This is a genomic window from Nocardiopsis sp. iso_25 (assembly GCF_056173305.1).
Genome location: NZ_CM149667.1, coordinates 767,844 through 791,843 on the forward strand (window position 1 = coordinate 767,844; position 24,000 = coordinate 791,843).

A 24,000-nucleotide genomic window follows, 5' to 3' on the forward strand; every position below is an offset into this window, starting at 1 on the left:
ATCATGCGACGCATGGGTTAGAACAGGGTGAGAGCGCGATATGCCGGGGTTTCGAGTCCTTCCGCCCCCGCCGTGCCCCGGCCCGGTCCGCGTCGGCGGTCCCGTGGTCCAGCGCCGTCGGACCGGGCCGCCCGTGACTGGCCCCGACGTCCGTGAGAGCATCCCAACCCCCGACGCCGCGACCCGACACGTCGCCCGTTACCCCGGCGCGCTCCCCGTAGGCGCCGTATGCACCACAATGCCCGAAACGATATCGTGCCGAAGCCAAAGCGAGACACCGGAGAAGAGCCGACCTTGATCAAGATCGTGCTGGCCGATGACGAACACCTCGTGCGGGGGGCCATCGCCGCCCTCCTCGGCCTGGAGGACGACCTGGAGGTCGTCGCCGAGGTCGGCCGGGGCGACGAGGTGGTCGACGCCGTCCTGCGGCACGGCGCCGCGATCGCCGTCCTGGACATCGAGATGCCCGGCGCCACCGGGCTGGAGGTGGCCGCGCGGCTGCGGACGGACGCCCCCGACTGCGGTGTCGTCATCCTCACCAGCTTCGGCCGCCCCGGCTACCTGCGCCGCGCCCTGTCCTCCGGCGCGCGCGGCTTCCTGGCCAAGGACGCCCCCGTCGACCAGCTCGCGGGCGCCATCCGCCGCGTGCACGGGGGCGGGCGCTACATCGACACCGACCTGGCCGCCGCCGCGATGGTCGGCGGCGAGAGCCCGCTCACCGACCGCGAGACCGAGGTGCTGCGCGCCGCCTCCGACGGTGCCACCGTCGCCAGGATCGCCGCCTCCCTCCACCTGACCGAGGGCACCGTGCGCAACTACCTCTCCAACGCCATCGGCAAGACCGGCGCCGACAACCGCATGTCCGCCATCCGCACCGCCCAGGACATGGGCTGGCTGTAGGCACCGAAGGTCCAAAAAACACTGCTCAGAGGAAGCGCAGCACCAGCATCGCGGTGTCGTCGCTGCGCCCGCCCGGGGCGTACTCCTCCAGCTCCCGGTCGATGCGGCTGATCACCGCCTGGGCGGTCAGCCCAGCGCAGCCTGAGAAGATCTCCATCAGCCCCTCGTCGCCGAGCATGTCCGTGTTGCTGCGCCGCTCGGTCACGCCGTCGGTCACCGCCAGCACCACCTCGCCGGGGCGGATGTCCACGTTCTCGGTCGTGAACCCCACGTCCTCGAACGCGCCCAGCAGCGGCTGCGAGGCCCCGAACGGCAGCACCTCGCCCTTCTGGTTCAGCCGCAGCGGCAGCGGGTGCCCGGCCGAGACCATCCGCAGCCGCATCCCGCCCCCGCCGTCCGTGGCCGGGGTCATCTCCCCGTACAGCATCGTCAGGAACCGGGTCGAGGTGTTCTCGTCCAGGATCGCCATGTTCAGCCGCTGCATGATGTGCGAGGGCGTGAACCCCTCCTTGGCCAGCGCCCGCAGCGTGTGCCGCGCCAGGCCGGTCACGGCCGCCGCCTCCGGGCCGGTGCCGCACACGTCGCCGATGGCGAAGCACCACCGGCCGCTCGCCGCGAACACGTCGTAGAAGTCCCCGCCCACCACGTTGCGCTCGTCGGCCGGGCGGTAGAACACCGCGTGGTCCACGCTCGGGATCACCGGTTCCTTCTCCTTGGCCGGCAGCAGGCTGCGCTGGAGGGCGTCGCTCATCGCGGCCTGCTTCTCGTGCAGCCGCGCGTTCTCCATCGCCGACGCCACCCGGCTGCTCAGGTCGTCGGCGACGTCCACCTCCTCGCGGGTGAAGTCGTCCGACTCGTTCTTGCCGATCGTCATCCGCCCCAGCGCGCGCCCGTGCGCCACCAGCGGGACGCAGATCGCCGGGCCGCTCGCCAGCTCCCGGACGAGCTGCTCGTCCAGCCCCTCCTTGGCCAGCTCGGCCGGGGACCACAGCGGCTGCGGCTCCCGCTGCTCGTGCGGAGGCAGCCCGGTCAGCAGCGCGCGCAGGATGTCGTTGTAGTTCTCGTCGCTGTGCACCACGTGCGTCAGCTGCGAGACGCCCATCTCGTTGATCGTCTCGATGGCGCACCACCGGCCCAGCCGCGAGGTGATCAGCTGCGCCGCCAGCGCGCCCGTCATCCGCTCGTCCAGCGTGCCCGCGAGCAGGTCGCTGGCCTCGGCCAGGAAGCTCAGCGAGGCCCGCCTGCTCAGCTCCACCTCGGCCAGCCTGGCCCGCTCCACCGGCAGCGCGATCAGGTTCGCGCCCTCCTGGAGCCGCTTGGCCGCCGACGCCCCGAAGTGCCGGGCCCGCCGGGAGGCCACCCCCAGCAGGCCGACCACCCGGCCGTCCACGATGAGCGGCGCCGTGACCAGCGAACGCATCCCCGCGCGCGACAGGCGCCCCCGGCTGGCGCGGGCGATCATCAGGTCGTCGTTGATCACCGCGCCCGGCTCCGGCGCCGACGACGGGAAGATCTCCTCCGTGCGCACGCGCAGCGGCCGCCAGGGGGCGCCGCCCGAGGTCAGCCCGACCGCGGCGCGCACCTCCCACATGGTCTCGTCGGACGTGGCCAGCGTGATGTAGGCCGCGTCCGCGCCCAGCGCCGTGGCCGAGTGCTCCACGGTGCGCTCCAGCAACTGCGGTAGGGACAGCCGCGAGCCCAGGGCGGAGTCCAGCGCCGACCACGGGGCGGGGCGCCCGGGACGGGAGGGGCTCCTGCGCACCGGCGGGGACTCCAGGGAGGCGCGCTCCCCCGAGTCGTCCTCGATCCGGAACCACACGGCCTTGTCGTTGCGCCCGTAGCTCACGCCCCAGCTCGACGCGATCGCCGAGGCCAGGGCCAGCCCCAGACCGCCGGTGCGCCCGTTCTCCCGGGTCGGGGAGGTGTCCACGGACAGGGGCCCGGCCTGCGGGACGGCGCGCTCGGGCACGGAGTCGGTGACCATCACCTCGGTCGCCCCCTCCGACCGGCGCACGGTCACGTCCAAGGACGAGCGCGCGTGGATGACGGCGTTGGTGACCAGCTCGCTCACCAGCAGGATCACGTCGTCGGAGGGGTCGGTCACACCCCAGGACAGGAGGGTGTCGTGAACGAACTCGCGGGCCGCCGCCGCGGTCTCCGGGGCGGGCGGGAACTCTCGTCGAGCGACCTTCGACGCGTCGTGTGCTGGCAAGCCGTCGGTGTCCTTCGTCACTGGGTGCGTGCGCGGGGGGTGGTGGTCACTGCCACGATACGCGTGCCGGGGTGACCGGTGCCGCGCGAACCGTCACTTCCGCCCTCCGGGCCGCCCGCCCGGGCCGCCCGCCCGGGCCGCCCGCCCGGGCCGCCCGCCCGGGCCGCCCGCCCGGGTCCGCCCGCCGGTCCGCACGCCCGGGGTCCGCCCGGGGCCGAGCCGGACCTGCCCGCCTCCGGACGCGTCGGCCGGGGGGACAACATCACCAAGCCTCCTGTGCCGGGCGCCCCGGCCGGTTAGTGTAAGTCGACACATGCGCTTCTTTCGGGTGGTACCTCTCGCCGGTAGCGTGACGGGGTGTCACCAGGGGGCCGACGCGGCGGACACCGCGTGGCCCTCCCCGTCCCGTGCGCGCTCCGCGGGCCGATCCGCCCGCGGGCGCCCGGCCCAGGGGGCCGGGACGGGAGGCCGAGGTGGCGGAGCAGGCTGAGGAGGGGGTTCGATGCCCGAGGCGGTCAAGGAACTGGCGGCCGACGACCAGCTCGACGAGATTCTGCGTGCCCTGTACCGCATGCGCGACGGCGACTTCAGCGTCCGTCTGCGCAAGCGCGGCGGCGGCACCATGCGGGAGATCGCGTCCGTCTTCAACGAGGTGGTCGACCACAGCGAACAGCTCAGCGACGAACTCCAGCGCGTCGGCGACGTCGTGCGCAACGAGGGCAGGCTCAACGAGCGCGTCAACGTCAACCCCGCCCGGGGCGCCTGGGGTGAGAGCGCCTTGGCGCTCAACGTCCTGCTCGACGAGGTCGCCGAACCCGTGACCGACGTCGCCGGGGTCCTGGACTCGGTCGCGGAGGGCCAGCTCAGCCGCCGCGCCTCCACCGAGGGCCGCCGCGGCGAGCTCAAGGGCGACCTGCTGCGCCTGGCCACCACGGTCAACCGCATGGCCGACCAGATGAGCGGCTTCGCCGGCGAGGTCACCCGGGTGGCCCGCGAGGTGGGCACCGAGGGCAAGCTCGGCGGCGCCGCGCAGGTCGAGGGGGTCTCCGGGGCCTGGCGCGAGGTGACCGAGTCGGTCAACCAGATGTCCTCGCGCCTGACCGACCAGATGCGCGACATCTCCGAGGTGACCACCGCCGTCGCCCGCGGCGACCTCAGCCGCAAGATCACGGTGGACGTGCAGGGCGAGATGCTCGACCTCAAGGACACCGTCAACACGATGGTGGACCAGCTGTCCACCTTCGCCGACGAGGTGACCCGGGTGGCCCGCGAGGTGGGCACCGAGGGCAAGCTCGGCGGACGCGCCAACGTGCGCGGCGTGCGCGGCATCTGGAAGGACCTCACCGAGAACGTCAACTCGATGGCGGACAACCTCACCAACCAGGTGCGCGACATCTCCCAGGTCACGACCTCCGTGGCCCGGGGCGACCTCACCCAGAAGGTCCAGGTCGACGTGCAGGGCGAGATGCTCGCCCTGAAGAACACCGTGAACACCATGGTCGACCAGCTCGACTCCTTCGCCGACGAGGTCACGCGCGTGGCGCGCGAGGTCGGCACGGAGGGCAAGCTGGGCGGACGGGCCAACGTCAAGGGCGTGTCGGGCATCTGGAAGGACCTGACCGACAACGTCAACTCCATGGCCAACAGCCTCACCTACCAGGTCCGCAACATCTCCCAGGTGACGACGGCGGTCGCCACCGGTGACCTCACCAAGAAGATCACCGTGGACGCCCAGGGGGAGATGCTCGACCTCAAGGACACCATCAACAAGATGGTCGACCAGCTGGACTCCTTCGCCGGGGAGGTGACCAGGGTCGCCCGCGAGGTGGGCACCGAGGGCAAGCTGGCCGGGCAGGCCCACGTCCGCGACGTGTCCGGGGTCTGGAAGGACCTGACCGACAACGTCAACTCCATGGCCAACAACCTGACCTACCAGGTGCGCCAGATCTCCATGGTCACGCGCGCGGTGGCCGCGGGTGACCTGACCAAGAAGGTCACGGTCAACGCCAAGGGCGAGATCCTGGAGCTGAAGGACACCATCAACGTCATGGTGGACCAGCTCTCCGCGTTCGCCGACGAGGTCACGCGCGTGGCCCGCGAGGTCGGCACCGAGGGCAAGCTGGGCGGCCGCGCCGACGTCAAGGGCGTCTCAGGAATCTGGAACGACCTCACCGAGAACGTCAACTCGATGTCGCACAACCTCACCACGCAGGTGCGCAACATCTCCGAGGTGACCACGGCCGTCGCCGCGGGCGACCTCACCAAGAAGATCGACGTCAACGCCCAGGGGGAGATCCTTGAGGTCAAGACGACGGTCAACACCATGGTCGACCAGCTGTCGGCGTTCGCCACCGAGGTCACCCGAGTGGCCCACGAGGTGGGCAGCCAGGGCCAGCTGGGCGGACAGGCCAAGGTCGAGGGCGTGACCGGCACCTGGAAGCAGCTCACCGACAGCGTGAACGGCCTGGCGGGCAACCTGACCACGCAGGTGCGGGCGATCGCCGAGGTCGCCAACGCCGTCGCCAAGGGCGACCTGACCCGCAACATCCAGGTCGACGCCCGCGGTGAGATGGAGCAGCTCAAGCACAACATCAACCTGATGGTGTCCAACCTGCGCGAGACCACCGCCACCCAGCGCGACGCCGACTGGCTCAAGTCCAACGTGGCCCGCATCTCCGGGCACATCCAGGGCCACCGCGACCTCAAGGAGCTGGCCCGCCTCATCATGACCGAGGTGACGCCGCTCATCGGCGCCCAGCACGGCGCCTGCTACCTGCCCGAGGACCAGGACGACCAGGAGAACTTCCTGTTCTACGCGGGCTTCGGCTTCGACCCCGACGAGGACCGGCGCCGCGTCCGCGCGGGCATCGGCCTGGTGGGCGAGGCCCTCGCCCAGCAGGTGGAGCAGCAGGTCGGCAACATCCCGCCGGGCTACGTCAAGGTCGAGTCGGGGCTGGGGGAGGCCTCCCCGCGCAACCTGTACATCCTGCCGATCGTCTCCGAGGGGCGCTCGCTGGGCGCCATCGAGTTCGCCTCCTACGACGACTTCCGCGAGAGCCACAAGAACTTCCTGCGCCAGCTGGTGAGCCTGCTCGGCACCACCATCAACACCATCCTGGCCAACAACCGCACCGAGGACCTGCTCGAACAGTCCCAGCAGCTCACCAGTCAGCTCAGGGAGCGCTCCAACGAGCTCCAGCGCCAGCAGGAGGAGCTGCGCGGCAAGAACGCCGAGCTCCGCCAGAAGGCCACCCAGCTCGCCAACCAGAACCGGGCGATCGAGCTCCAGAACCAGCAGATCCAGCGCTCCCGCAACGCCCTGGAGGAGCGCGCCCACCAGCTCCAGGTCTCCTCCAAGTACAAGTCCGAGTTCCTGGCGAACATGTCGCACGAGCTGCGCACGCCGCTCAACAGCCTGCTGATCCTGGCCCGCCTGCTCGCCGACAACGCCGAGCAGAACCTGTCCGCCAAGCAGGTCGAGTTCGCCCAGACCATCCACAAGGCGGGCAGCGACCTGCTGCTGCTCATCGACGAGATCCTCGACCTGTCCAAGGTGGAGGCCGGGCGCGCCGAGGTGCAGCCCAGCGAGGTCTCCATCGCCCAGCTCGTCGACTACGTCGAGGCCACCTTCCGCCCGGTCACCGGGGACCAGGGGCTCGCCTTCGCGGTGGACGTGTCGCCGGACATCCCCGGCACGCTGTGGACCGACGAGCAGCGGCTCCAGCAGATACTGCGCAACCTGCTCTCCAACGCCGTCAAGTTCACCCCGCAGGGGGAGGTGCGGCTGCTCATCGAGCCCGCGTGGGCGCTGGAGGACGCCGACCTGGAGATGTTCGTCGAGAACGAGGAGGTCATCGCGTTCACCGTCGCCGACACCGGCATCGGGATCGCCGAGGACAAGCTCCAGGTCATCTTCGAGGCCTTCCACCAGGGCGACGGCGGCACCTCGCGGCGCTTCGGCGGGACCGGCCTCGGCCTGTCCATCAGCCGCAACTTCGCCCGGCTTCTGGGCGGCGAGATCCGCGTGCAGAGCGTGCCCAACCAGGGCTCCACCTTCACGCTGCTGCTCCCGGTGCGCCTGCCCGACGACGCGGGGGAGCGGGCCGAGGAGGCCGGGTCCCCGGGCCGCGCCCTGAGCGGCATGGACTCGGCGCCGATGCTCGACTCGGGCCGGGGCGCGGACACCGGCGGCTTCGAGTCCTCCCCGCTGGACGACGGCTTCTCCATGCCGGACGAGGACTTCGACGCGGCCCTGGCCGCCCTCACCGACATCAGCGACGAGCCGCTGCCCACCGTCCCGGTGCTCAAGGCGCCCGAGACCCAGGCGGCGGCCGAGGGCGAGGCGCCCGAGCAGCCGGCCGAGTCCGAGCCGCGCACCGACCCCGAGCGGCGGGCCGTCCTGAACGGCCAGCGGGTCCTCATCGTCGACGACGACGTCCGCAACGTCTTCGCGCTCACCAGCGCTCTGGAGGCGCAGGGCCTGGAGGTCCTCTACGCTGACAACGGACACGCCGGAATCGCCAGGCTGGAGGCCAACGAGGACATCGCGCTCGTCCTGATGGACGTGATGATGCCCGAGCTGGACGGCAACCAGACCACCCAGCGGATCCGGGAGATGCCGCAGTTCGCCGGTCTGCCGATCATCTCGCTCACCGCCAAGGCGATGCAGGGTGACCGCGAGCGCAGCCTCGCGGCGGGCGCCACGGACTACGTGACCAAGCCGGTCGACCTGGACCACCTGCTGGACGTCATGCGGCGCTGGCTCACCGCGGGGCGCGAGGAGACCATCGCCGGAGCGGCGGCCGACGGCGGGGACGGTGCGGCCTCGGACGGGCACAGCCGCGCGACGCCCGGGCCGGAGGAGGCCGGTGCCGGGCATGACAACGATCCGAACGGGGAGACTGGCACCAGCACCCCGAGCGAAGACCTGGAGTAACCCGACGTGACCCAGAAGGCCAACATCCTTCTCGTCGACGACCGCGACGAGAACCTGATCGCGCTGGAGGCCGCACTCACCTCACTCGACCAGAACCTGGTCAGGGCCAACTCCGGTGAGGAGGCGCTCAAGCACCTTCTGGGCACCGACTTCGCGGTCATCCTGCTCGACGTGGTCATGCCTGGGATGGACGGCTTCGAGACCGCCGCGCACATCAAGCAGCGCGAGAAGACCAAGGACGTGCCGATCATCTTCCTGACCGCCCAGGAGGTCGACCGGCACCAGGTCTTCCGCGGCTACGCCTCGCGCGCGGTGGACTTCCTGCTCAAGCCGTTCGACCCCTGGGTGCTGCGCTCCAAGGTCGAGGTGTTCGTGGAGCTGCACCAGCTCAAGGCGCAGATGCGCGAGCAGGCCCGCGCCCTCCAGCGCGACCTGGGCCAGGAGACCGGTGAGCCCGGCAAGGTCCTGGCCGAGCAGCTGGCGCAGCGCTCCCACCAGGTCCAGGCCGACCTCGCCCAGCTGCGCGAGCACATCGTGACCAACTACCAGGACGTGGACCAGAGCCTCGTGGACGGCGTGCGCCGGGTGGACAGCGCGGTCTCGCGCCTGTCCACGCTGGTGGACACCCTCCACGGCCCCGCATGACAAGGACCCTCAGGCGGAGGGCCGGGGCGGCAGCGCCAGGCCGATGTGCTCGCCGATCTCCTCGATCAGGCCCAGGTCGGCCAGGCGGAAGCTGCCCCGGTTGCTGCGGCGGATCAGGGTGAGCGCGCCGCGCACGCCCCGGCTGCCGCGCAGGGGGACCGACAGCAGCGAGCCCGCGCCCAGCATCGACAGCAGCGGCGCCCCCGACGGGGCGTGGCCCAGCACGGCCTCGTCCTCGATCAGCGGGAACAGCAGGGACTGGCCCCGCTCCAGCACCTCGCCCGGGATGTCGGAGCCGCCGGGCGCCGCCGAGGCCACCGCCTCCCTCTGCGCCGGGAGCGCGTCGGCCGGACCCGCGACCACGGCGCGGCGGGGCGCCACGGACGAGGTCGGCAGGTCGCACACGTCCACGACCACCCAGTCGGCGTAGGAGTCGGCCAGCAGGTCGGCGGCGTCAGCGAGCGCGAGCGGTTTCCCCGCACCGCCCGGACCGGCCGAGCGCAGCAGCAGCCGCGTCATCCGGGTCAGCACGTCCAGCCTGCGCGCGGCCAGCACCACCACCTGGTCCTCCACCTCCGTCTCCAGCGGGGCGGGGCCCTCCTCCTCGGCGCCGTTCATCGGCGGCGACATCGCCACCAGCACCAGCGGGTTGGGCTCGGTGGGCAGCTCCAGCCGCGTCAGGGTCAGGTGCACGTCCTCGGCCCAGCCGCGCTGGGCCAGCCGGGACTCCAGCGCGGCGTCGCCGTCGCCGCGCAGCACCGCGGCCAGCCAGGACTGCATGGCCGCGCGCTTGCGCAGGTCGACGAAGTGGGCGAAGGGCTTGCCGGTGAGGTAGCCCGGCGCGCTGCCCAGCCGCGAGGCGCCGGAGTTGTTGATGCGCCGGATGTAGCCCTCGTGGTCCAGCAGCACCGCGGGGACGCTCAGCTCCTGGAACATCGCGCGCAGCAGGGCCCGGTCGCCGTCGTCGCCCTGGCGTCGCGGCTCGGGCTGGGCGTGGGCCCCGGCCAGTTCGGCCCCCGCGTCGCCCAGCAGGCGTTCGGCGTACTCCAGTTCGGCCAGGGCCGCCTCGGCGGTGCCCTGGGCGTCGTCGGGATACATGGTGTGCGTGTTGCGCAGGGCCGCGATGCGTTCACCCAGTGCGGTGATCTCACGCTGCAACCCGGCGAGGTTCTCCGACACGCTCAGGTCTCCCGTCGTGGATGGGGTCTTCCCGAAGAGGGCGGATGTCCGCTCCCGCGGTCTTCCAAGGTTACGGTTAGTCCGAGCCCGGAAACGGCAAGGAGGCCCGACTGTGTGGATCGAACGCCTGGCCCGGGACATCGGAGCGCTGGGACAGGCGGACGGCACGACCCTGGAACGGGCCCTGGACCAGATGAGCAGGGCCGCGGCCCTGGGCGTCCCCGGCTGCTCGGCCGCCCTCGTCGTGGTCTGGCGCGAGGTCGGGGGGGCCGACGGCTCCGTTCGGCACGTGGTCACCGACTACGGGGCCTCCCACGCGGACCTGTCCGCGGCATTCGAGCACCAGTACACCACCGACCAGGGGCCCACCGTCGAGGCCGTCCGCGAGATGGGGCGGGTGCGGGTGGGCGACATCCTGCGCGAGCCCCACCGCTGGCCCCGCTACACCAGCATGGCGGTCCAGTGCGGGGACCGCTCCTCCATCACCCTGCCCAGCCTGCTGCCCGGCGAGGGCGACGACCGGGTGATCACCTTCGGCGTGCACTCCGGCCGGGCCGACGCCTTCGACGAGGAGGTCGTCGCCCCGCTGACCGCCCTGCTCGCCGAGCACGCCGCCGTGTCGCTGTACAGTGCCGGACGCCAGGCCGACGTGGCCAGGGAGACCGCCCACATGCGCCGGGCCATGTCGGCGCGTACGGTGATCGACCAGGCCAAGGGCATCATCATGCACGCCCGCGGCTGCGACGCCGACACCGCCTTCGCCGCGCTGCGCGAGGTCGCCCAGCGCAACCGCAAGCGGGTGGTGGACGTGGCCCGCGACCTCGTGGCCGAGAACACCGGTCCCCAGCCCCGGATGCGCCCCGACCGAAGGTGAACGGGCGGGCAACACCGGGCGATGAGTCCCGAGCGTGATCGAAAAGCGCCATGATGAGGGCTCGGGGCCGTCCCGGAACAAGAAGGAGAAGTGACCGTGACGTCAGACATCTCGATCCGTCGCGAGGATGACGTCGTCGTCGTCACCCCCGCGGGGGAGATGGACGCGGTGACCTCTCCCGCGCTGGCCGACGTCCTCGACGGCCTCCTGGCCGCCGAGCCGCCACGGGGGGTGGTGGTCGACCTCGCCAAGGTGTCCTTCTGTGACTCGCGCTGCATCGGCGTGCTCGTCTCCGCCTACCGGCAGGCCCGCGACCTGGGCGTGGGCCTGATGGTCGCCGAGCCCCAGCCGCAGGTCAACCGCCTGTTCGTGATAGCCGGGATCGACCAGGTCATCCCGATCGCGGCCAGCACCGGCGCCGCGGCGGAGTCCCTCAGGGGCTGAGCGGGGCCCGCGTCCCGGACTCCCGGACGGTCTCGGACTCCCCGGCCCCGTCCACGAAGTGCAGCCGTACCAGGGAGCCCTCGCCGCTGCCGCTGATCTCCAGGAAGTCACAGGTCTGCCGGGTGATCCACAGCCCGTACCCGCGCGGGCGCATGCTGTCGGCCGGGCGGTAGCCGGTGAGCGGGTCGAAGAGCCCGCCGCGCTCGTCGAACACGTCGCACACCCACCGCCCCGGGGCGCGCCAGACCTGCACGGTGCCCTTGCCCGCGCCGTGCTCCAGAACGTTGGCCGCCAGCTCGTTGACCGCCACCACCAGGCTGTCGATGCGCTCGGGCGGGAACCCCGTGGACTCGCCGAGCGCCGCCAGGTCGGCGCGCAGCCGCGGCAGGGACATCCCGATCTCCAGCCGGTGCACGGGCCCGCTGACCGGCAGCGGCTCCGGGGCGACCGGCCGGGTGCCGAAGGCGGCCGTGCCCAGGTAGGCGGGGTTGGGACGGGGCCCGTCGGACTCCACCAGCACCGGGTGGGTGGCCACGACCGCGGACCGCGTCCGCGGGGCCAGGTCGCGGTCGTCGTGGACGCACAGCAGGCTCAGCCGCTGCGGGGCCAGCGCCGTGGACAGCACCGACTCCAGCCGGTGCCACTCGCGCAGCTCCATCCCCGAGACCGGCAGGGGCGGCTCGGCCACCACGACCACCGGCACGGGGTCGTGGACCAGCGCCAGGCGGTGCAGGGCGGCCAGGGTGCGTCCCGGGGCGTCGTAGAACCGTTTCCGCTCCAGGACGTGCACGCGCTCGCGCTCGGAGTCCGACAGCGCCCCGATGAGCGCCGCGGCGCGCTCGCCGGAGACCGCGAGCACCGTGTGGGCGTTTTCGCGTACGGCTGAGCGCAACCGCTGCCGGGCCACCTCGTGGAACCGCTGCCCGCGGCGGAAGAGCAGTCCCTGGTGTTCGAAGGTCATCGGTACGTGGCGTCCGCGCCCGGGGCCGGCCGTCCGGCCGCCGGGCGCCACTGTCTGTGTACCCGCTGCGGCCCCTCGGGGGAAACCCCCGGGGGCCGGTGGGCCGGGCACGCCGTCGGGGCGGGCACGGCTCAGCGCGCGGTCCCGGACAGTAGCAGACCGTCCGTCTCGTCCTCGTCGGCGCGGTCCTGTTCCGTCTGCTGCGGGCGGGAGCGCTCGTAGGCCAGCTCCGTCTCGACGGCGATCCGCTGCCAGGTGAACCGGGAGCGGGCCCGGTCCACGGCGGCGATGCCGTACGCGGTGCTCATGGTCGGGGTGTTGAGGACCGCGCGCACGGAGCGCACGATCTCGTCGGGGCGGCCGAAGCGCATCAGCACGCCGCTGGTGCGGTGCAGGACCGCCCCCGGGGTGGCGCCGGTGGCGGTGGCCACCACGGGCAGGCCGCACGCCATGGCCTCCAGCACGGCCCCGCCGTAGGGCTCGTAGGAGGCGGCGGACACGTACACGTCCGCGGAGCGCAGCAGGCGGGGCAGCTCCTTGCGCTCCACGGGCCCGGCCAGGTGGACGCGGTCGTTCACCCCGGCCTCCTTGGCCAGGAGCTCGATCCGGCGGGCGTTCTCGTCCAGGGCCACGTCCAGGTCGTCGGCGGTGGAGACGAGCAGCAGCTCGGCCTCGGGGAGGCGGGTCATGGCCTCCACGAGCCGGTCGGCGCCGCCGGCCTCGGTCAGGGAGGTGACCGAGACCAGGCGGGCGCGCTCCTCGCGCCGGGAGTGCCAGTGCTCGGCGGAGGCGCTGCCCTCCACGCTGAAGTGGTCGGGGTCCACACCGAAGGGCACGACGTTGACGTGGTGGCGGGGGACGCCCAGGCGGGCCAGCTCGACCTGCTGGTCGGTGGAGTTGACCAGCACGCGGTCGGCGCGCGAGGCGAGGATGGTCTCCATGCGGGCGCGCTCGGGGTGGTGGCCGAGGCCGGAGCGCTGCTCGCTGGCGTTGAGGGAGTGGAAGGTCTGCACCAGGGGCGTGCCGCTCTGGTCGCTCTCGCTGTGCGCCTGCGCGTGCAGGGCGGCCAGGCCGCTGGTCCAGCCGATCGCGTGCAGGACGTCGGGGCGGTCCTCGTCCAGGACGGAGGCCAGGGCGCTGCCGAAGGCGCCGGTGTGCTCGGCGTGCTCCTCGGGGGACAGCGGCCGGGCCGGACCGGCGTCCAGGTAGGCGACGGAGACGCCGCGCGCCATGCGGGTGCGGCCGTCGGGCTGGTCGGGGTCGCTGCGGCGGGCGTAGACCGTCACCCGGTGGCCCCGCTTGGCGAGCTGACGGGACAGGGCGCACACGTGCAGGCTCGCGGGGCAGGCGGGCTCGCCCCTGTGCGCGGGGAGGGGGTTGGCGTGTTCGGCGACCATGGCGATCTTCACTGGGCTGAACTCCTTGGACACGGTCTCATCCGGATGTCCGTCGTAGGTGCGCCCGAGGCGACTCCGGAGCGGGGATCGGAGTCCTCACGGGCGGGGCTGGGGCCGTGGCGCCGGTTTCCGGGCCGTGGGGCCGGGTCCGGCGGGAAGGTGGCGGGGGAGGCGGGGCGCGGTCAGGGGAGGGCGGCACACGGTGCCGGACGGCGCGCCGGTGGAGGCCTCCCGGCAACACGGGAAGCCGTAGGCGCATGGCGCGTACGGCTGCCGTTGAACGGAGGGGGGAGAGGAAGAAAGAAGGGAAGACGCACGGAGATCACACCAAACGACCGGTCGAGGAAGACTGGGGCCACCGTGCGTGACAGGATGATGCCGCACGGGGCTGGTCGTGTGTGTCTGCGTCTTAGACACCCAACGGGGTTCATTCTGCCAGACGGTTCGCGTCTCGACAACGTGACGCGAATCCGACACCAAGGGACGCGGGGGTTCGGTGCTGTCCGTAACCCCGGAGTTCTCCCGGTTGGTCTGCGGTTTCGCGGTACCCGTGGGTGGCCCCTGTCGGGTCGGCCGCACCGCCGCTACTGTCGGACCGGAACACCGGGACCGCCCGGCGCGCACCGCGGATCGTCCGGCACGGCGCCTGCGGCGGCGGGAACCGGGGCGGGGACTGCGTATCCGGGTGTTTTCCGCCATGATGTACGCGGATTTTGACCCACTCCGGCGGTGGCTCGGTACGGTGACAGAATCCAGACGTTGAACGGGACTCGACCAAGGCCCGGCGCGGGGCGCCGGGCAACCGGCCACGGCCGATGAAACGGGAGGAAGGGCGTATGGGTGTCGCTGGTGGGGAAGTCATTGTCACGGCCCTCACGCACCGGGGCGCTATCCGCCCCGCCAACGAGGACGCCGTCGTCATGGGTGCCCTGACCGTCGCCAGTGCGAACATGACCTCGCCGGTGCGCTGCGTCCTCCCGGTCGGGGAGCCCGTCATCCTGGCGGTCGCCGACGGGATCGGCGGTCAGGCCGCGGGGGAGATCGCCTCCGAGCACGCCGTGCACCGCATGGCCGAGATGGGGCCGCGGCTCAACGGTCCGGAGGAGATCGCCCAGCTGCTGAGCAACATCGACGAGGAGATCAAGGACCACGCCACCCAGCACACCGAGTTCTCCGGCATGGGGACCACGGTCGCGGGCGTCCTGCTCAACAACGACGGCAACTTCTGGTTCAACGTCGGCGACTCCCGCACCTACCGCCTGGAGGGGCGCCGCCTGCGCCAGCTCTCGGAGGACGACTCGCCCGCGCTGCCCCCGTCCGAAGACGGCCGTCCGGTCACCACGAACTTCATCACCCAGTCCCTGGGCGGCAGTTCGGGCGGCACGATGGTCCCGCACGTGGGCCGGGACGACGCGGCCGACCCCAGCGCCTGGCTCATGTGCAGCGACGGCCTGTCCGACCTGGTCCTGCCCGAGGAGATGGAGCGGATGATCGCCGAGGCGGGCAGCGACGAGGCCGCCGTGTACGCCCTGTGGCAGGCGGCCATGGAGGCGGGCGGCAAGGACAACATCAGCATCCTGCTGGCACGCCGCGTCTGACCCGTCCCGACCGGGCCGACCGAGTCGGCCCCGGCGGTGGGCCGGCGTCCCCCGACCGTGCCGATCCCGCCGACCCCCGACCCCCTCCAACCGCCGGCCTCCCCCTACCCCCGGCCCCCGCGCGAGCGGACGCCGCCGACGCCTCCCGTGTCCGCCCTCCCCGTCGCCGGGCGGGCGGACCGGGCACCGAACACGACGAGGGGCCCGTACACGCCTCCCCCGCGGGGAGGGCGTGCGGGCCCCTCGGTCCTTCCCAGCGGTCCTACTTCTGTCCGGCGTCCCCGCCCGGGCGCTTGCGCATGCGCACGGCCACGAGCACGACCGCGGCGATGCCCGCGACCGCGACGACGGCCACGACCGCCAGCGCCACCGGCGACACGCCGCCCGACTCCTCCTCGGCCGCGGCCTCGTCCGCGTTCACCTCGTCGGCGGGCTCCTGCTCCGGCTCAGCGGCGGGCTCCTGCGCGGTCTCGCTCTCCTCGGGCTCCGGCGCCGCCGCGGCGACGGCCTCCTCGGTCACCGAGAAGGTCAGGGTGTCCTGGATCGGGTGGCCGTCGGAGGAGACCACGCGGAACCCGATGGTGTACTCACCGGCCTGGTCCAGCGGGGCCAGCCCCACCGACACGTCCGTGCCGTCGAAGGTCAGGTCCCCCTCCTCGTAGGTGGTCTCCTCGTCCGGCCCCGTGACGACGACGGCGCTGCCGCTGCCGCCCTCCATCGGCGATTTGTTGAAGCTCAGCACGACCTCCTCGGGCACGGTGTCCAGGGTGGCCCCGTCCTCGGGATCGGACCCGGTCAGGACGTCGTGCGCCAGCGCGGGCGAGGGGGCCAGGGCCAGCGCGGCCGCGGCGAGGGGGGCCAGTACGGCGGCGGCCGCGCGCGCGAGCGGGCGCGGGGTGGTCGCGGTGTCGGGGGTGCGGGTGGTGGTCATGTCTTCCCTCAGTTCTCGGTACGTTCCGGCGTGCGCGCGGGGGCGCCGTGCAAGGGCGCCCCGGGAGGGGGAGGGCCGCGCGGGCCGTGCGCCGAGAGCGCGACGGGCTGGGGAGCGGTACCGGCGGCGGCGCACGCGACCGGTACGCGGGCGCCGAACGCGATGCCGGGCACGCGCAGCGGCGGCAGCGCCCGGGCGAGCAGGGCGGTCAGGAACCACAGGGCCGCCTCGCCGTGGGCGAGCAGCGCCGACGCCAGCAGGGCCGCCCACAGGTGGGCGAACAGCATGCCGGGCGCGAGGCCGAGGGCGTGGGTGATCAGGCCGTGCCCGGTGTGGTCGGCGCCGGTGTCGAGGATGCCGAGGACGGGTTCGCCCGAACCCTGGAACACCAGGTGCAGGAGGATCTGCACGCAGGCCATGACGGCGAAGATGTCGCCGAACCCGCGCATCGTGCGGGTGAAGTACCACAGCAGGGGGAACAGGACCGCGGTCGCCGCGGCCAGGCCCCCGGGAGAGGCGGGCGCCGCGGCCCACAGGTTGTGCCCGCCCCAGGCAAGCCCCGTGCACGCAGCGGCCAGGAGGGCCGTGCGCAGGAGGCGGAGTGTGCCGTGAGCGGGTCGCACGAGAAAGAACCTAGGCCGTGCCCCGGAGGGTCGCAAGATCCCCTGGGGGCGCCGGACGCGCGGCCCGGGCGGACCGGCGCGGGGCGCGGTCGTCCGGGCAGCGGACGAGGCGGGCCTGGACCGGGGACGGTTCGAGGGGGCTGGACCGCCGGGCGGGCCGAGACCCTCCGGCGGTCCCCGTCGCCCTCGTCAGTGACGACCGGCCGGGACGAGTTCGCGGCGCATGTAGCGGCGCTCCTCGGGGGTGGTCCCACCCCAGACTCCGTGAGCCTCTCCCGCCCGCAGGGCCCACCGCAGGCACTCTTGGCGAACAGTACAGCTGCGGCAGACGGCGATGGCCTGCTCGGTGTCGGCGCGCCCGATCCCGGTGCTGCTCACCGGAAAGAAGATCTCCGGGTCCTGCGAGCGGCAGTTGCCCTGCAGGACCCAGTCCTCGCTCTCGTGGTACAGGCGGTTCACGGGCGCCTCCGATCCGTGGCTGGTGGTCCCTGTCCCCGTGCCGTGTCACCACGGCCGGACCAGGGGGCTTCTCCGCCCCACCGCCCACGGGTGATCGACCCGGGAACTGCGGCGCGGCGATGCGACCAATTGTAGTACGACTCAACGTAGTACTACACGGAGTCTGCTCGAAAAGACCGGAAATCTCAAGGGCGTCCCCGGGGTGCGGGCCGCCCCTCCCGCGAGCGCGCCCCTGCCCGGAGGCGGGGCCCGATCCTCCCCCTGCCCACACGCGGCCGCGCCAAAGGCCGCGTCCTCCCGGGTGTCGGCGTTTCGGGTGTGCCGCCAGCCCCTTTCGGCGTAGCGTGTGGTGCGCCTGCGGAGCCCCCGAGTGGCGTTATGTCGCGAGCTTTCCACCGGATTCATGTGACTTAACGCACGCTTAATATTGCTCCGCGAGGATCTATGTTTGACCCTGACGGCTGTCGGCCCCCCGAGCGCCGACGCCCGCCCTCCCCGGCGGCGCCCCGAGCCCGCTCCCCGCGGCCGAGGCGCCGAACCCCCTGTTGGGCGGGGCGTGGGACCGTGTCCCCTCCGCTCCCGGACGACCCCCGAAAGTCCAGGTCAGGGCTTTGAGGCGCTGCTAAATAAACGGGCCATACCCGTGAGCGCTCTGCCCAAACATTCGCGAGCGGCCTCCGCGAAATGTCATTGACATTCGTTCGCTAAGTTCGATCGACGTGCCACATCTACGAACGAACCTCCAAGCACGCGACCGGACTGAGACCGGGGCCACGGCCCCGGGTGCCCCAGGCGCCGCGGGCGGTGGAGGCGTGCGCCTGTCGCACCCGTCCCCGGAGGACGGACCGCACATGTGGCGGCTGGCGCGGGAGAACGGCATGGACGCCAACTCCCCGTACGCCTACGCGCTCTGGTGCCGGGACTTCGCCACGACCAGCGTCGTCGCCCGCGACGACGAGGGCCGTGTCGCGGCCTACGTCACCGGCTACGTGCGGCCCGACGACCCCGACACGTACTTCCTCTGGCAGGTCGCCGTCGACTCCGCGTACCGCGGACAGGGGCTGGCCCGCCGGATGCTCGACTTCATCGGTGACCGGATCACCGACCGCGGCCTGCGCTACCTCGAAGCGACCGTCACCGCCGACAACACCGCCTCCCGTGCCCTGTTCGCCTCGTTCGCCAGGGACCGGGACGCCGAGGCCGTGTGGAGTCCGCTCTTCACCGGGGAACACTTCCCCCAGGAGGACACCCCCCACGACCCCGAGGACCTCGTACGCATCGGACCTCTCGGAGCCGGGCCCGGAGCATGACCGACCGTCCGCACCGGACCCGTTCGACCCACCCCGTCGCCCAAGCCATGAGCCCACGAACCTGGGATAAAGGAACCGAGGAACACACGATGGAGACCTTCCAGCGCCTGGAGTCCGAAGTCCGCGGATACTGCCGGAACTGGCCGGTCGTGTTCGACCGGGCCGTCGGTAGCCACGTCTACTCCGAGGACGGCAAGCCCTACCTCGACTTCTTCGCGGGGGCGGGGTCGCTCAACTACGGGCACAACAACCCCGAGCTGAAGACCTCGCTCATCGAGTACCTGACCGACGACAAGATCGTGCACAGCCTCGACGCCTACAGCGTGGCCAAACGCGAGTTCCTGGAGACCTTCGAGGAGATCATCCTCAAACCCCGGGGCCTCGACTACAAGGTCCAGTTCCCCGGGCCCGCGGGCAACAACGCTGTCGAGGCCGCGCTCAAGCTGGCCCGCAAGTACACCGGTCGCGAGACCATCGTCAACTTCACCAACGGCTTCCACGGCATGACCCTGGGCGCCCTGGCCGTCACCGGCAACTCGATGAAGCGCGGCGGCGCGGGCGTGCCGCTGGGCCACGTCGCCACGATGCCGTTCGACAACTACCTGGACGGCAAGACGCCGGACTTCCTGTGGCTGCGCAGCCTGCTGGACGACAGCGGCAGCGGCCTGGACAAGCCCGCCGCCGTCATCGTCGAGACGGTCCAGGGCGAGGGCGGCATCAACGCCGCCAGCGCCCAGTGGCTGCGCGAGCTCTCGGACCTGTGCCGCGAGTACGAGATCCTCATGATCGTCGACGACATCCAGATGGGCTGCGGCCGCACCGGCGACTTCTTCAGCTTCGAGGAGGCCGGGATCACCCCGGACATCGTCACGCTGTCCAAGTCCATCAGCGGCTACGGCCTGCCCATGGCCCTCACCCTGTTCAAGCGCGAGCTGGACGTGTGGGAGCCGGGCGAGCACAACGGCACCTTCCGCGGGTTCAACCCGGCCATGGTGACCGCCGTCGAGGCCCTGCGCCGCTACTGGAGCGACTCGGCCTTCTCCGACTCCGTCAAGGCCAAGGGCGACATGGTCGCCGCCCGCCTGGCCGAGATGGCCGCCGAGCACGCCGAGTTCGGCGCGCACGTGCGCGGCCGCGGCCTGGCCCGGGGCCTGGCCTTCGAGCAGACCGACATCGCCAAGAAGGTCGCCGCCGAGGCCTTCGACCGGGGCCTGCTCCTGGAGACCTCCGGCCCCGAGGACGAGGTGGCCAAACTCCTGCCGCCGCTCACGGCGAGCGAGGAGGAACTCACGGCCGGCCTTGACATCATGGCTGACGCGGCCCGCGCCGCGGTCAAGGCGGCCCAGCCCGCCTAGGGACTCCCACAGGGGGATTTCCACACCACACGGTGCGGGGCCGGGCGGCGACCCTCGGGACGTCGTCCGGCCCCTCCCCGTGTGCCGTACCACCACAGGAGCGCTCAGAGCGCGTAGAGGGGGAGCACAGTGATCGTTCGCAGCATGGACGAGGTCAACGACACCGACGCCGACATCAAGACGGAGAACTGGCGCAGCCGTCGGATCGTCCTGGCCAAGGACAAGGTCGGCTTCTCCTTCCACGAGACCGTCCTGTACGCGGGCACCGAGTCGACCTTCTGGTACGCCAACCACGTCGAGCTCGTGCACTGCATCGAGGGCGAGGCCGAGCTGACCAACGAGGAGACCGGGGAGAAGCACGTCATCACCCCGGGCACCCTCTACCTGCTCAACGGCCACGAGAAGCACACCGTCCGCCCCAAGACGGACTTCCGCGTCCTGTGCGTGTTCAACCCGCCCGTCACCGGGCGCGAGGTGCACGACGAGAACGGCGTCTACCCCCTCGTCGTCGAGGAAGACGCCTGATCCCAGGACTGCCAGACCACGCGGGCGGGGCCGGTCGGCCCCGCCCGTTCGCGTTCGCGGAAGGCGACACCGGAGTGTCCTCGGGGTGGCGCGCGGGCGGCGCCCCAGGGTGACGGAGAACCGGACCCAAAGTCACGAGCACCAGGTGACCCGCCCTGAGCAGGCCAAAGGGCGGATCACCCCGAGACTGCACGTGAATAACCAGTGCATAACGGACTAATCGGGTCCTGTTACTGCCGGTCCTGCCCGGGGAGGGAGACCCCCGTACTTGTGCCGCCCCGCCCTGCCCCCGGGTGGCGGCCACAGCCGCGGCCCGGTGCCGCACACCGCCCACACCAGGCATCCCGATCCGAATGCGCGGCGCTGTCGTCCAGCCAGGCGAGAGCGCCGCTCCCGCGAGTCTTTCGAGGAGCAGTCGTGAAGAAGCAGGTACCCGCAGTACGCAGAGGAGCCTGGGGCCGCCGTGACGCACTCCGCCTGGGAGGCGTGGGGCTGGCCACCCTCGGCCTGGCCGCCTGCACCCGCGTCGACGGCGGAGGCGGCGGGGAGGGGGAGGAGGGCGCCTCGACCCTGGACCGGCTGCGCGAACAGGGCTTCGTGGCCGTCGGCCTCGCCAACGAGATCCCCTTCGGCTTCGTCGACGACTCCGGCAACCCGGCCGGTCAGTCCCCCGCCGTGGCCAAGGCGGTCTTCGAGGAGCTGGGCGTCCCCGAGATCCAGGCCTCCTCTGTCACTTGGGATGCTCTCATCCCCGGCCTGAACGCGAACCGCTTCGACGTCATCGCCGCCGGAGTGTTCATCACTCCTGAGCGCTGCGGCCAGGTCGCCTTCAGCGAGCCCACCGCCACCTCGCCCGAGGCTTTTCTGGTGGCCGAGGGCAACCCGGAGAACATCCAGCACTTCACGGACTTCGCCGAGAACTCCGACCTCAGGCTCGCTGTGCTCAACGCGTCTGTCGAACAGAACTATGCAGAGCACTTCGGAGTTCCTGAGGGTCAAATGGAACTGATTCCAGACCAGACCACCGGCTACGAGTTGCTGGAAGCGGGGCGTGTCGACGCGATGTCCATGCTGAAGGTCTCTCACGAGTACCTCCTGCGCGACCGTGGTGGCCCCTTTGAGGTCACCGAACCCTTCTTCCCCGAGATCGACGGCCAGGAGGAGAAGGGCTGGGGCGGGCTGTGCCTCCGCCAGCAGGACACCCAGCTCCTGGAGGAGGTCAACCGGGTGATCGCCGAGTTCAAGGAGAGCGGACGCCTCCTGGAGCTGGGCGAGGAGTGGGGCTTCACCGAGGCCGACCTGCCCGACGACACGACCACCGCCGAACTCTGCGAGGGATGAGCCCGCAGTGGACTTCCTGATCCAGCGGCTACCGCTCTACGCCGAGGGCGCATGGGTCACCATCCAGCTCACCCTCGGGGGCATCGTGCTGGCCTTCGTCCTCGCCATGGTCTTCGGGATCATGGGGACGATCCGCCACTGGCTCCCCCGGGCCGTCGCCACGGTCTACGTGGAGGTGTTCCGGGGCATCGCCGCCCTGGTGCTGATGTTCTGGATGGCGTTAGCCCTGCCCCAGTTGACCGGTTTCCAGCTGGCCGACAACTTCGCCGCGATCCTCGCCGTGGGGCTCAACCTGGGCGCCTACGGGGCCGAGGTCGTGCGCTCGTCCATCAACGCCGTGCCCAAGCCGCAGGTCGAGGCCACCGTCGCGCTGAACCTCTCCTGGTTCCAGCGCACGCGCCTGGTCGTGCTGCCCCAGGCCTGGGCCCAGATGCTGCCCACGTTCGGCAACCTCAACATCGAGTTGATGAAGGCCACCGCGGTGTCCTACCTCATCGGTGTGGCCGACCTGACGGCCGTGGCGCAGAACATGCGCCAGGCCACGGGTGAGACGGTGGTCGCCTTCATCGGCGCCTTCGTCCTCTACTACCTGATCGCGCAGGTGCTCATCCTCGGCATGCGACTGCTCGAACGCCGCGCCAACCGCAAGCTGGGCCGCTCCGCGCCGGGCGGCGGAGGCCTGACGTCCCTCCTGCGGCCCCCGGCCGCCGACGCGAAGGCGGGGATGGCCAAGTGATGTTCTGGGACTTCGAGTGGACCTTCGAGGTCATGCCCGACCTGCTGGCCGGGCTGTGGGTGACCGTCCAGATCACCGTGCTCGGTTACCTGATCGCGCTGGTCCTGGGCCTGGCGATCGCCATCGCCCGCCGGACGCCGTTCTTCGGCCCCGTCCTGCACGCAGTCATGGAGTTCATCCGGACGACTCCGCTGATCATCCAGCTGGTGTTCGTCTTCCTCCTGACCCCGGCCGACATCTCCGCGATGACCGTGGGCGTCGTCGTGATCGGCGTGCACTACGCGGCCTACACCGCCGAGGTCTACCGCTCGGGCATCGAGGGCGTGGCCAAGGGGCAGTGGGAGGCGGCCCGGGCGCTGAGCCTGCCCGCCAGCCGCACGTGGGGCGCCATCGTGCTGCCGCAGGCGATCCGCAAGACCATCCCGGCGCTGGGCAACTACCTCATCGCGATGTTCAAGGACACGCCGCTGCTGCTGGCGATCAGTGTGCCCGAGCTGCTCACCGAGGCCCAGCAGGTCGGCAGCGCGGACTTCCGCATCGTCGAGGCCTACACCCTGGTCGGGATCCTGTTCCTGCTCGTGAGCGTCCCGTCCGCCATCCTCATCCGACGACTGGAGCGACGCTATGCCGCCGTCTGACACCCCCGTGAACGAAGAGCCCCAGGGTGTCGGCAGCGGCCCCCGGGGCGAGTCCCTGATCGTCTTCGACGACGTGGTGAAGCGCTTCGGCGACCTCACGGTGCTCGACCACCTGAACTTCTCCGTCGCCCCCGGCGAGCGGGTCACGCTCATCGGCCCCAGCGGTTCGGGCAAGACCACCATCCTGCGCCTGCTGATGACCCTGGAGAAGGTCACCGAGGGCGTCATCTGGGTGGGCGGCGAGCCCTTCAGCCACATGCGCAAGGGTCAGGGCCTGACCCGGGCGAACGAGTCCTACCTGCGCGCGCGCCGCAAGCGCGTCGGCATGGTGTTCCAGCAGTTCAACCTGTTCCCGAACATGACCGTCCGGCAGAACATCACCGAGGCGCCCGTGCACGTGCTGGGCACCCCCAAGGGCGAGGCCAACGCCAGGGCGGAGGAACTGCTGGAGCTGGTCGGGCTCGGCGACAAGATCGACGCCCACCCGACCCAGCTCTCGGGCGGCCAGCAGCAGCGCGTGGCGATCGCCCGCGCGCTGGCCATGCAGCCGGAGATCCTGCTCCTGGACGAGGTCACCTCGGCCCTGGACCCGGAGCTGGTGGCCGGGGTCCTGGACGTGCTGCGCGAGGTCGCCGAGACCACGGACATCACCATGCTGTGCGTGACGCACGAGATGGCCTTCGCGCGCGACGTGTCGCACCGGGTGCTCATGTTCGACCAGGGCCAGATCGCCGAGGAGGGCACGCCGGAGCAGATCTTCGGCGACCCCAAGGAGGAGCGCACCAAGTCCTTCCTCCGCTCCGTCCTGGACAACGGTTTCTGAGAGAAGTAGGCATCCACGCGTGGTGGGTATATAAATATATCCAAAGAATATTTTGTATTAATTGACCCCTGGCAATATAATTATTGCCGGGGGTCTAATTTTCCCTTCTGTCT

At 71.5% G+C, this 24,000-nt stretch carries 20 protein-coding genes; 13 read left to right on the forward strand and 7 right to left on the reverse strand.

Features of this window, described 5'->3' with window-relative positions; all coding sequences use genetic code 11:
* Positions 1-294: 294 nt before the first annotated feature.
* Entirely contained in the window at positions 295-900 is a 606-nt protein-coding gene (locus AC0VX6_RS03600; RefSeq protein WP_047869745.1) for a response regulator transcription factor, read from the forward strand.
* 25 nt (positions 901-925) lie between these two features.
* On the opposite strand, the gene AC0VX6_RS03605 is transcribed toward AC0VX6_RS03600, so the two are convergent.
* The gene (locus AC0VX6_RS03605) at positions 926-3,112 is read right to left on the reverse strand and encodes a SpoIIE family protein phosphatase (protein ID WP_274976190.1); all 2,187 of its coding nucleotides are present in this window, start codon (positions 3,110-3,112) and stop codon (positions 926-928) included.
* 502 nt (positions 3,113-3,614) lie between these two features.
* Here AC0VX6_RS03605 and AC0VX6_RS03610 point away from each other — a divergent pair.
* Together AC0VX6_RS03610 and AC0VX6_RS03615 are read left to right on the forward strand one after the other, a co-directional pair.
* Complete coding sequence (locus tag AC0VX6_RS03610) at positions 3,615-8,048, forward strand: HAMP domain-containing protein (protein ID WP_475467375.1); 4,434 nt, start codon at positions 3,615-3,617, stop codon at positions 8,046-8,048.
* 6 nt (positions 8,049-8,054) lie between these two features.
* The gene (locus tag AC0VX6_RS03615; RefSeq protein ID WP_274976192.1) at positions 8,055-8,693 is read left to right on the forward strand and encodes a response regulator; all 639 of its coding nucleotides are present in this window, start codon (positions 8,055-8,057) and stop codon (positions 8,691-8,693) included.
* Positions 8,694-8,702: 9 nt separating this feature from the next.
* Here AC0VX6_RS03615 and AC0VX6_RS03620 read toward each other — a convergent pair whose 3' ends face one another.
* The gene (locus tag AC0VX6_RS03620; RefSeq protein WP_274976193.1) at positions 8,703-9,872 is read right to left on the reverse strand and encodes a GAF domain-containing protein; all 1,170 of its coding nucleotides are present in this window, start codon (positions 9,870-9,872) and stop codon (positions 8,703-8,705) included.
* Positions 9,873-9,984: 112 nt separating this feature from the next.
* On the opposite strand from AC0VX6_RS03620, the gene AC0VX6_RS03625 reads away from it, so the two are divergent.
* Together AC0VX6_RS03625 and AC0VX6_RS03630 are read left to right on the forward strand one after the other, a co-directional pair.
* Entirely contained in the window at positions 9,985-10,746 is a 762-nt protein-coding gene (locus tag AC0VX6_RS03625; protein WP_274976194.1) for a GAF and ANTAR domain-containing protein, read from the forward strand.
* A 96-nt stretch (positions 10,747-10,842) separates the two neighbouring features.
* Entirely contained in the window at positions 10,843-11,190 is a 348-nt protein-coding gene (locus tag AC0VX6_RS03630; RefSeq protein ID WP_212641544.1) for an STAS domain-containing protein, read from the forward strand.
* On the opposite strand, the gene AC0VX6_RS03635 is transcribed toward AC0VX6_RS03630, so the two are convergent.
* Both AC0VX6_RS03635 and AC0VX6_RS03640 read right to left on the reverse strand, forming a co-directional pair.
* Positions 11,180-12,151 (reverse strand): anti-sigma factor RsbA family regulatory protein, encoded by a 972-nt coding sequence (locus tag AC0VX6_RS03635; protein ID WP_475467376.1) that lies wholly within the window; start codon positions 12,149-12,151, stop codon positions 11,180-11,182. The genes AC0VX6_RS03630 and AC0VX6_RS03635 overlap by 11 nt on opposite strands.
* 131 nt (positions 12,152-12,282) lie before the next feature.
* Complete coding sequence (locus tag AC0VX6_RS03640) at positions 12,283-13,560, reverse strand: glycosyltransferase (RefSeq protein WP_274976196.1); 1,278 nt, start codon at positions 13,558-13,560, stop codon at positions 12,283-12,285.
* A gap of 824 nt (positions 13,561-14,384) precedes the next feature.
* On the opposite strand from AC0VX6_RS03640, the gene AC0VX6_RS03645 reads away from it, so the two are divergent.
* A complete protein-coding gene (locus AC0VX6_RS03645; RefSeq protein WP_017567879.1) occupies positions 14,385-15,146 on the forward strand; it encodes a PP2C family protein-serine/threonine phosphatase in 762 nt (253 codons plus the stop codon).
* Positions 15,147-15,408: 262 nt separating this feature from the next.
* On the opposite strand, the gene AC0VX6_RS03650 is transcribed toward AC0VX6_RS03645, so the two are convergent.
* The 3 genes from AC0VX6_RS03650 to AC0VX6_RS03660 form a co-directional block, all read right to left on the reverse strand.
* Complete coding sequence (locus tag AC0VX6_RS03650) at positions 15,409-16,077, reverse strand: copper resistance CopC family protein (protein WP_475467377.1); 669 nt, start codon at positions 16,075-16,077, stop codon at positions 15,409-15,411.
* Between the two features lie 8 nt (positions 16,078-16,085).
* Positions 16,086-16,700, reverse strand: coding sequence for a copper resistance protein (locus AC0VX6_RS03655; RefSeq protein ID WP_475467378.1), 615 nt, complete (start codon positions 16,698-16,700; stop codon positions 16,086-16,088).
* Between the two features lie 189 nt (positions 16,701-16,889).
* Positions 16,890-17,159, reverse strand: coding sequence for a WhiB family transcriptional regulator (locus tag AC0VX6_RS03660; RefSeq protein ID WP_013156198.1), 270 nt, complete (start codon positions 17,157-17,159; stop codon positions 16,890-16,892).
* Between the two features lie 812 nt (positions 17,160-17,971).
* Here AC0VX6_RS03660 and ectA point away from each other — a divergent pair.
* From ectA to ehuA, 7 genes are all read left to right on the forward strand, one after another.
* On the forward strand, positions 17,972-18,469 hold the full coding sequence (gene ectA, locus AC0VX6_RS03665; protein ID WP_475467379.1) for a diaminobutyrate acetyltransferase: 498 nt from the start codon (positions 17,972-17,974) through the stop codon (positions 18,467-18,469).
* Between the two features lie 89 nt (positions 18,470-18,558).
* Complete coding sequence (ectB, locus tag AC0VX6_RS03670) at positions 18,559-19,824, forward strand: diaminobutyrate--2-oxoglutarate transaminase (RefSeq protein ID WP_248773514.1); 1,266 nt, start codon at positions 18,559-18,561, stop codon at positions 19,822-19,824.
* 129 nt (positions 19,825-19,953) lie between these two features.
* Entirely contained in the window at positions 19,954-20,349 is a 396-nt protein-coding gene (locus AC0VX6_RS03675) for an ectoine synthase (RefSeq protein WP_274976200.1), read from the forward strand.
* Between the two features lie 486 nt (positions 20,350-20,835).
* On the forward strand, positions 20,836-21,690 hold the full coding sequence (gene ehuB, locus AC0VX6_RS03680; RefSeq protein ID WP_475469250.1) for an ectoine/hydroxyectoine ABC transporter substrate-binding protein EhuB: 855 nt from the start codon (positions 20,836-20,838) through the stop codon (positions 21,688-21,690).
* 7 nt (positions 21,691-21,697) lie between these two features.
* Positions 21,698-22,426, forward strand: a complete 729-nt coding sequence (gene ehuC / locus AC0VX6_RS03685; RefSeq protein ID WP_475467380.1) for an ectoine/hydroxyectoine ABC transporter permease subunit EhuC — start codon at positions 21,698-21,700, stop codon at positions 22,424-22,426.
* Positions 22,426-23,064, forward strand: coding sequence for an ectoine/hydroxyectoine ABC transporter permease subunit EhuD (gene ehuD / locus AC0VX6_RS03690; protein WP_475467381.1), 639 nt, complete (start codon positions 22,426-22,428; stop codon positions 23,062-23,064). Before ehuC ends, ehuD begins: the two co-directional genes overlap by 1 nt.
* Entirely contained in the window at positions 23,051-23,887 is an 837-nt protein-coding gene (gene ehuA, locus AC0VX6_RS03695; protein WP_475467382.1) for an ectoine/hydroxyectoine ABC transporter ATP-binding protein EhuA, read from the forward strand. Before ehuD ends, ehuA begins: the two co-directional genes overlap by 14 nt.
* The last annotated feature ends 113 nt before the right edge of the window (positions 23,888-24,000 follow it).